General features: G+C 46.4%; 1 protein-coding gene. It reads left to right on the forward strand.

Going from position 1 to position 3,141, the window contains the following annotated elements; all coding sequences use genetic code 11:
• Positions 1-588: 588 nt before the first annotated feature.
• Entirely contained in the window at positions 589-2,703 is a 2,115-nt protein-coding gene (locus tag ACWB0I_RS14015; RefSeq protein WP_479388693.1) for a hypothetical protein, read from the forward strand.
• Positions 2,704-3,141 lie beyond the last annotated feature (438 nt).

Consider the following 3,141-nt stretch of genomic DNA (forward strand, 5'->3'; position numbering starts at 1 on the left):
GGGCAGATCTCGAGCTAAAGCACGAGTTACATTGCTCTTTCGAATGGTCTACCAATGTAAGGGATTTTCAGAATGACATGCCGGCACGGTTCCTCACCGCCTGGGCATAAGTTGCCCCTTCGCAAATTAATTCGTAATTCGTAATTTTTAATTTTTAATTTAAAAATACTTCCCTGTGCTCTCTGTGGTTGTTTAAATCCCCAAGGAAGTTTTTTGGTTGCGGCTTTGCTGCCTTAGAATACTTCCTTCAAAACTTATAATCCCGCCACAGCGTGATGCGAAAATTTTTGTGCAGTGTGAAGAAGCAAAACCGTTGAATTGTTGATTTGTTGAATGGTTTGATGTCCCGTCCCAGAGAATCACAATTTCCGCTGCGCTCCAACCGGCTAAAGCGGCCGGACAATTAAGAAAATTTCCCACAAAGGTCTTCCCCCTCTCCCAGACTTTTATTCCGGGAGAGGGGGATCGAGGCTGTTCCATCCTCACCTCTTTTTATTAAGTAAATAACACTATTTTAACTTTGCATTCTAATTTTTTTATTAATATCTTTATTTACCTTTGTTGGCAACTAAAGTAAAATGAGTGCTTATGAAAACGATGATTTTGTTCTTAGTCCTGGCTCTTACTTCCTACCTGACGGCACAATCATTGAACAAACCGTCCATCGATGATAATTCCAGGTACACTACTGTTGGAAATATCGGACTGACTGTTTCCAACTACGGAACGATTGGTGATGGTTTTATCAAACAAGTTCCGGTTGACCAACCTTCCTGTGAATATCCAAAAGGTTCAGGAGTAGAGCATCTCTTTGGCGGGGGGCTTTGGGTAGGCGCACAGACGCCCTCCGGGATCAAGGTCACCACGGGCGCCTTTAATTCGGCCCGTTTTCAGGCCGGCGGTTCCACCAACTTTGAATTCACCAATACAGCCGATCCTTTGGACTTGGTACGCGAGCGCTCTTCCCTGCTGGACAATCAGTTTTATTCCCCGGAGGCAATCAGCCATCAGGATTTTGTGGCCGACTTTACCGATACCAACACTTACGTTCCAGGTACCACCAATCAAATCTACGGCCACAATCCATTGGGCATTGCCGTTCACATGGAAACCTATGCCTGGAATTTTCCTTTTGCAGATGATTTTGTCATTCTGAATTACACTATACGCAACGTGTGGCAGGACACCTTAAAAGATGTGTATGTGGGAATTTGGGCCGACCTGGTGGTGCGCAATGTAAACATTACGCCGCCGCGCATTGGGTCCCCTTTTTACCAGCATGCCGGCGTAGGCTACAAAGAGAACGAGCAAATGAAAATGGTGTATTGTTACGACTACGACGGCGATCCAGGTTACACCGATAGCTATGTGTCCATTACTTTTTTGGGCGCCGATCCCCAACCCGGAGATCAAAAATACCGTGGACATGTAACCCACAACTGGTGGCTCTTTTCTGGAGGCATCGAAGAATATGAACAACCTCCGCGGGAAGAGGCCCTGCGCTACGAACGGATGAAAAGCTCCTTTCCGGACGATATTTACTGGAAGAACTTGTACCAACGGCCGGGCAACTGGATGAGTTTAATTTCTACAGGACCGTTCGAACGCTTAGACCCCGGGCAATCGATCAACGTGGTGTTTGCTATTGTCTGTGCTAAAAAAGCAGGCTTTAACCCTTCAACCGTGGATGATGACGACGCCAAAGCCAATCTCTACGAAAATATCGCCTGGGCTCAGAAAGCCTATTACGGTGAAGATGCCAATCGCAACGGTCAATTGGACTTTGTGGGAACCGATTCCACCGAAGACGTCAATCACAACGGCCGACTCGATCGTTACATTCTGCCAACGCCTCCTTCTCCACCCATCGTCAAAGTAATCCCTGGCAATGGAAAAGTAACGATTTTGTGGGATAAATCCGCTGAAAATTCAGTTGACCTGATTTCTAAAAAGCGCGACTTTGAGGGCTACCGAATCTACCGTTCCTTTTTGAATGATGACCGCTCTTCGCAGGGCATCTTTAATTCCATGCAATTAATCCGCGAATTCGACGTTAAAGACGGGCTGTTTTACGACACCGGTTTTGATGAAATTTTACTCGAAACGCCAAAAATTGAGACCTACACCGATCCGCTTACCAAAGAAGTACGAGAAACCGAATTTTACTACCAGATTGAAATCGATGGCCTGCATAATGGCTGGCAATATGCCTTTTCCGTAACCGCCTTTGACAGCGGAGATGCTTCCATTTCACTGCCCAGTCTGGAGAGCAGTCGTTTGCAAAATGTGGTTGTGGCCACGCCCGGTACGCCGGCCAGGAGCGCCCAGGAAAACCTGGAAGTTGGTGTGTATCCCAATCCTTATCGCGTTAATGCCTTATGGGACGGCACTCAAGAACGCCAGCGTAAAATCTATTTTTACAATCTCCCGGCTCGTTGCGAAGTACGCATTTACACCCTGGCCGGCGACCTGGTGGGCAGCTTTCAGCACGAGGCTCAAACATATCACGGACAGGACGCGCAGTGGTACCAGCGCTTTGCCAATTTTGGTTCCAATATTCAAACCGTGTTCCCCGGCGGTGAACATGCCTGGGACCTGGTCACAGAAGCAGATCAGGCGCTGGCCACCGGATTGTACCTGTTCTCGGTAAAAGATCTGGACAATGGTAAAATTTACACGGGTAAATTTGTGGTGATTAAATAGCGCATTGATTGGTCTTTGAAAATAGTGCCAGGGCCTGCTTACGTGTTAAGGGTTGACAACACCATGCCATTCCAAATCCCGATTTCTCGGGTTGAGGAATTCCTTACACCGGCAGGACAAAATTTCCGCTGGCGCGAAAAAGTGTATGTCTGTAAGAGTTAAGAGTGTAATAGTTAATTAGTTGAATGGTTGAATGGTTGAATAGTTAAATGATGCTGAGTGTCATTCTGATTTCCGATTCATCGGGAACAAGAATCACTTACACTGGCAGACAATTCACAAGCATAACGTAACTCTAGCTTCAGCTCGAGACTTTGTAAGGGCGAAGCATTTTTTGAAAAGTCTTTCTTAAGAGCGATTTTAACTTTTACACAAAGAGGTTGCGCTAATTGGAACAACCTTCAGGAAAATGCTTCGCCCTTACGCCTGAGAAAGATT

Source organism: Caldithrix sp., from assembly GCF_056497305.1.

Bases quoted from the DNA above. Each gene is read 5' to 3' on its own strand.
- ACWB0I_RS14015 (WP_479388693.1), top strand. From the start codon at position 589: ATGAAAACGATGATTTTGTTCTTAGTCCTGGCTCTTACTTCCTACCTG.